Below are 5042 nucleotides of genomic sequence, written 5' to 3' on the forward strand. Positions count from 1 at the left end.
AAAATGTGTAAAAGAGCAAGCCCCCGCCCGGCTCCGCCGGGCACCCTCCCCCGCAGAGGGGGGAGGGTTCTGCTGGCGCGGCAGCCCTCGCTCCCCCGCTGCGCAACCTGCTGTGGCGTGTACCGTGTGGCCTGCCAACGCAAGTCTGCTTAGACGGCCCCGTCGCGGTCCTTCACGGACAGATCCGCCAGAGCCGCCGGCGTGTCGACGTCGATCAGGACGCCCGCCTCGTCCACCGGCACGTCCAGGACGTCGTCGCGCCGCGCCAGCAACGGGCCGGCGCCGCGGTCGCCCGTGAGGCCGGCAAGACCCGGCCCGAGGAAATGCCGGTTGAGCAACACCGGATTGCCGCGCTGCCCGTCTCTGACCGGCACGACCGCGCAAGGGGCCACCGGAGCGGAGCGGAACGCTTCGGCGAGCCGCACCAGCAGGCCCGGGCCGATCCGCGGCATGTCGCCGAGGAGCACGAACGCCGCCGGAACCATCTCCGGCAGGGCACCGAGCCCGGCGCGGAGCGAGGTCGACAAGCCGGCGGCGTAATCCGGATTCTCGACGAGCGTCAGCGGCAACCCGGCGAGCGCCGCCCGCACCTCCGCGGCGGCGTGGCCCAGCACCGCCACCACGGGCCCGAGATCCGCCGCCAGCGCGGCCTCCGCCGCGTGGCGCACCAGCGGCTTGCCGTCGAGGGGACTCAGGAGCTTCGGGCTCGCGCCGAAGCGCGTCCCGCGTCCGGCGGCGAGCAGCACCGTGCCGACCGGATCAGGCATCGTCGGCGCTCTCCCCGCCGTCCCGGGGCTGGGGCCGGGATACGATCTCCATCAGCAGCCCGCCGACCCCGAACCCGACGATGTCGTCGCGGGTGACGGACAGGCCGGCCAGCAGCCGCTGCAGCACCCAGTCGAAGCCGTTTTCCTTCGGCGAGCGGGCGCAGCCCGGGGCCCCGATCACCGGGACGGCCTGCGGCGTGGCCTGCCGGAGCCGGCCGAGCAGCAGCAGGTTGCCGGGATCGACCGGCATGCCGAGATGGTCGACGATCCCGCCGGCCGCCTCGATCCCGGCCGGGATCACGTCGCGCCGGTCGGCGATGGCCGAGGCGCCGAACACCACCGCCAGCTCGGCCCCGTCGCGTTCCACCGCGTCGCGCAGGGCATGCGCCACGGCGCCGGATTCGTGCGGAACCCGCGCCTCGCCGACGATGCCGGCCCCGGCAGGCGCCAGCCGGGCGTCGAGGGTGCGCAGGGTCTTGTCGACGACGCTCGCCTTCAGGCCGGGGAGCAGGGTCGAGATCGCCGCCACCCGGGTCAGGCGGTAGGGCGCGACCCGGATCGCCGGTGCGGCGACGCCGAGCGCCCGCTCGAGCACGGCGCCCGGCACCGCGTAGGGGATGATCTTGACGGTGCCGACCATCTCGCCCGGCACGACCGGCTTGAACGGCACCAGGGTCGCCAGGGTCACCGCCTCGTCGATGCGGTTGACCGCGCCGATGATGCCCTCGTCGAGGACGAGCAGGCCGCCTTGCGACGCATGGAGATTGGCCCGGCCGGTGAAGGGCGGCTCGACCGCGACGCCCGGTCCGGCGACCGCCGCGGCGAGGCGTTCGGCCGCCGCATCCTCGCCGACATCGCCCGGCTCGAGCGCCACGGCGATCACCTCGGCGACGCCCGCCTCGGCGAGCCGCGCGGCATCCTCGGGCCCGATCACCCGACCCTTCTTCACCACCGCCTCGCCGGCGCGCACCGAGTGGGCGGCGATCAGGCCGGCGGCCTGCGCGACGGGGACCGGGCCGAACCTCATGCGGGAGCCCGGCGGCGGTCCTGCCGCAGGGCCGCGATCACCTGGGCCAGCACCGAAACGGCGATCTCGGCCGGGCTGACCGCGCCGATATCGAGGCCGATCGGCGCGGCGATGCGGGCGATCTGCTCGTCGGTGAGGCCGGCGGCGGTCAGGCGCTCGACGCGTCGGCCGTGGGTCTTCCGCGAGCCGAGCGCCCCGACATAGAAGCACGCGGCCCTGAGCGCCGCGATCAGCGCCGGATCGTCGATCTTCGGGTCGTGGGTCAGGGCCGCGACCGCCGTGTAGCGGTCGAGCGGCGGCAGCTGCGCCAGGGCGTCGTCCGGCCACAGCGCCAGGAGCGGCACATCGGGAAAACGCTCCGGCGTCGCGAAGGCGGTGCGCGGATCGATGATGGTGACGTCGAGATCCGTCGCCTGCGCCATCGGGGCCAGCGCCTGGCTGATATGGACTGCACCGATCACGACGAGGCGCGGCGGCGGCACCTGTACGGTGAGGAACAGCGAGCGCCCCTCGGCCTCGACGATCCCGCTCTTGCCCGACCGGAACCGGGCGGCGAGTTCGGCGGCCAGTGGATCGCCCTCGGCCTCGGCCTCGCGCACCAGGCGCTGGCTGCCGTCGGCGGTGTCGGTGACCAGGATGACGGCGCGGCGGGCGGCGCGCTCCCGGTTCATGTCCCGCAGGATGTCGAGCTTCACGCGACCGGCTCGACCAGCACGCGGATGCGCCCGCCGCAGGACAGGCCGACCCGCCAGGCGGTCTCGTCGGCGACGCCGAACTCCAGCACCCGGGGCTTGCCGTCCTCGATCACGTCGGCGGCCTCGGCGATGACCGCGCCCTCGACGCAGCCGCCGGAGACCGAGCCGAGGAAGTTGCCCTCCTGGTCGATGATCAGATGTGAACCGACCGGGCGCGGGGCCGAGCCCCAGGTCTCGATCACGGTGGCGAGCGCCACGCCGCGGCCGGCCTCGCGCCAGGCCTCGGCGGTGGCGAGGATGTCGGTGTCTGTCGACAGCATCGGACGGGTTCTCCGGGGCCTTCAGCCCCGCACCAGAAGTTAGGACTTAGCCCGCCGCGCGCAACCACGCCTTCGGCTCGCGCCCGCGCGGCTGGTGTGCGCCGAGCGCGCGGCAGAGGTCGGCCATCGCCGCCAGGCTGTGGATCGGCCGGAAATCGTCGACATGGGGCAGCATCGCCCGGATGCCGCTGGCCCGCGCGGAAAACCCCTCGAAGCGCAAGAGCGGGTTGAGCCAGACCAGCCGCCGGCACGAGCGCCGCAGGCGGTCCATCTCGTGGGTCAGCTCCGGCGTCACCTCGCGCTCGAGCCCGTCGGTGAACAGCAGCACCACGGCGCCGCCACCGAGCACCCGGCGCGACCAGTGCCGGTTGAACAGGTGCAGGGCCTCGGCGATGCGGGTGCCGCCCTCCCAGTCCTGCGCCCGGGCGCTGGCGCGGGCGAGCGCCTCGTCGGGATCGCGGCGGGTCAGCTCCCGGGTGATGTTGGTGAGCCGCGTCGCGAAGACGAAGCTGTGCACCCGGCGCTGCTCGGAGAGGGCGTGCAGGAAGTGCAGGAACAGGCGCGAATACTCCGCCATCGAGCCGGAGATGTCGCAGAGCGCCACGATCGGCGGCGGCCGCTCCCGCGGCGCCCGGAAGGCGAGATCGATGGCGCCGCCCGCCCGCACGGTGCGCTGGAAGCTGCGGCGGGGATCGATGCGCCCGCGCATCCGCGCCTCGAACCGCCGGGTCCGGGTGGCGTCGTCCGGCAGCCGCAGGCCCGCGATGAGGCGGCGCGCCTGGGCGACCTCCTCGGCGCTCATCTGGGCGAAGTCCTTCGCCTTCAGCACCTCGGCCTGCGAGACCGAGAGCGTGACGGTGGTGAGGTCCTCTTCCGTGATCTTCGGCTTCGGCCGCTCGGATTTGGGCGACAGGGCCTCCTGCACCCGCAAGGCGCCGGCATTCGGGTCTTTACGTGGTGCCTTGTCGGGGGCGACCGGCGACATCTGGGCGATCATCTTCTCGATGAGGTCGCGCCGGCGCCAGAACAGCCGGAAGGCCTCGGCGAACAGGGCCGAATGCTCGTGGCGGCGCACCAGCACCGCGTGCAGGGTCCAATAAAAATCCTCGCGGCTGCCGATGGCGGCGGCCTCGACCGCCTCGACGGCGTCGATCACGTCGCCGGGCCCGACCGGCACGCCCGCTTTTCGCAGGGCACGGGCGAAGTAGGCGATGTTGTCGGGGAGCCGGCCGGAGCCCGCGGGAGCGTCGCTCATCCGGCGGAGGATCGCACCGCGTCGAGCAGCGCCTTGGCGCGCCCGCCCTGCATCGCCTGGATGTCGTCCTGGTACTTCAGCAGCACGCCGAGCGTGTCGATGACCAGCGTCGGATCGAGGGCGACGGCATCGAGTTCGACGAGCGCGGTGGCCCAGTCCAGGGTCTCGGCGACGCCCGGCGCCTTGAACAGGTCCTCCTTGCGGATCGCCTGCACGAAGGCGACCACGTCCCGCGACAGCGCCTCCGGTGCGTGCGGCAGGCGGGTGCGCAGGATCTGCAGCTCGCGCTCCGCATCCGGGTAATCGACCCAATGATAGAGGCAGCGGCGCTTGAGAGCGTCGTGGATCTCGCGGGTGCGGTTCGAGGTCAGGATGACCAGCGGCGGCTCGGGCGCGCGGATGGTGCCGAGTTCCGGAATCGTGACCTGGAAATCGGACAGCACCTCCAGCAGGAAGGCCTCGAATGCCTCGTCGGTGCGGTCCAGCTCGTCGATCAGCAGCACCGGCGCCCCGCCCTCGCCGGGTTCCAGGGCCCGGAGCAGCGGGCGGCGGATCAGGTAGCGCTCGGAGAACAGCTCGGATTCCAGCCGCTCGCGGTCGACGGCGCCGCCGGCTTCGGCCAGCCGGATCGCCATCATCTGGCCGGCATAGTTCCACTCGTAGACGGCCGCCGCGACGTCGAGCCCCTCGTAGCATTGCAGCCGGATCAGCGGCCGGCCGAGGGATTTCGCCAGCACCTTGGCGATCTCGGTCTTGCCGACTCCCGCCTCGCCTTCGAGGAAGAGCGGGCGTTGCAGCTTGAGCGACAGGAACACCACGGTGGAGAGCGCCCGGTCGGCGACGTAGCCGGCGGAGGAGAGCAGCGCCTGGGTGGCGTCGATGGAGGGGGGGAGAGTCATTCGGCGGAGGGTGCTTCTCGCGGGGCGGTGGGCGTCCGCCGGGGCTTCAGAGTGTCGAATATTGAGGCGAGCCGCCGCC

At 73.0% G+C, this 5042-nt stretch carries 6 protein-coding genes; all 6 read right to left on the minus strand.

Annotated features, from left to right (window positions below; all coding sequences use genetic code 11):
- Nucleotides 1-149: 149 nt before the first annotated feature.
- The 6 genes from VQ03_RS34695 to VQ03_RS19310 are packed head-to-tail and all read right to left on the minus strand — an operon-like array spanning nucleotide 150 to nucleotide 4963.
- Nucleotides 150-767, minus strand: coding sequence for a nucleotidyltransferase family protein (locus VQ03_RS34695; RefSeq protein ID WP_048452521.1), 618 nt, complete (start codon nucleotides 765-767; stop codon nucleotides 150-152).
- On the minus strand, nucleotides 760-1794 hold the full coding sequence (locus VQ03_RS34700; RefSeq protein ID WP_048452522.1) for a molybdopterin-binding protein: 1035 nt from the start codon (nucleotides 1792-1794) through the stop codon (nucleotides 760-762). The genes VQ03_RS34695 and VQ03_RS34700 overlap by 8 nt, the downstream gene beginning before the upstream one ends.
- A complete protein-coding gene (locus VQ03_RS19295) occupies nucleotides 1791-2489 on the minus strand; it encodes an XdhC family protein (RefSeq protein WP_048452523.1) in 699 nt (232 codons plus the stop codon). The genes VQ03_RS34700 and VQ03_RS19295 overlap by 4 nt, the downstream gene beginning before the upstream one ends.
- Nucleotides 2486-2809, minus strand: a complete 324-nt coding sequence (locus tag VQ03_RS19300; RefSeq protein ID WP_048452524.1) for an XdhC family protein — start codon at nucleotides 2807-2809, stop codon at nucleotides 2486-2488. Before VQ03_RS19300 ends, VQ03_RS19295 begins: the two co-directional genes overlap by 4 nt.
- Before the next feature lie 46 nt (nucleotides 2810-2855).
- Nucleotides 2856-4064, minus strand: a complete 1209-nt coding sequence (locus tag VQ03_RS19305; protein ID WP_048452525.1) for a vWA domain-containing protein — start codon at nucleotides 4062-4064, stop codon at nucleotides 2856-2858.
- Entirely contained in the window at nucleotides 4061-4963 is a 903-nt protein-coding gene (locus VQ03_RS19310) for an AAA family ATPase (protein WP_048452526.1), read from the minus strand. The genes VQ03_RS19305 and VQ03_RS19310 overlap by 4 nt, the downstream gene beginning before the upstream one ends.
- Nucleotides 4964-5042: the final 79 nt, after the last annotated feature.

It is taken from the genome of Methylobacterium tarhaniae (genome assembly GCF_001043955.1).
Lineage (GTDB): Bacteria > Pseudomonadota > Alphaproteobacteria > Rhizobiales > Beijerinckiaceae > Methylobacterium > Methylobacterium tarhaniae.

What these genes read in the sequence shown, in the direction of transcription:
- VQ03_RS19300 (WP_048452524.1), bottom strand. Translation starts at nt 2,809, where the DNA reads ATGCTGTCGACAGACACCGACATCCTCGCCACCGCCGAGGCCTGGCGC.
- VQ03_RS34695 (WP_048452521.1), bottom strand. Translation starts at nt 767, where the DNA reads ATGCCTGATCCGGTCGGCACGGTGCTGCTCGCCGCCGGACGCGGGACG.
- VQ03_RS19305 (WP_048452525.1), bottom strand. Translation starts at nt 4,064, where the DNA reads ATGAGCGACGCTCCCGCGGGCTCCGGCCGGCTCCCCGACAACATCGCC.
- VQ03_RS34700 (WP_048452522.1), bottom strand. Translation starts at nt 1,794, where the DNA reads ATGAGGTTCGGCCCGGTCCCCGTCGCGCAGGCCGCCGGCCTGATCGCC.
- VQ03_RS19310 (WP_048452526.1), bottom strand. Translation starts at nt 4,963, where the DNA reads ATGACTCTCCCCCCCTCCATCGACGCCACCCAGGCGCTGCTCTCCTCC.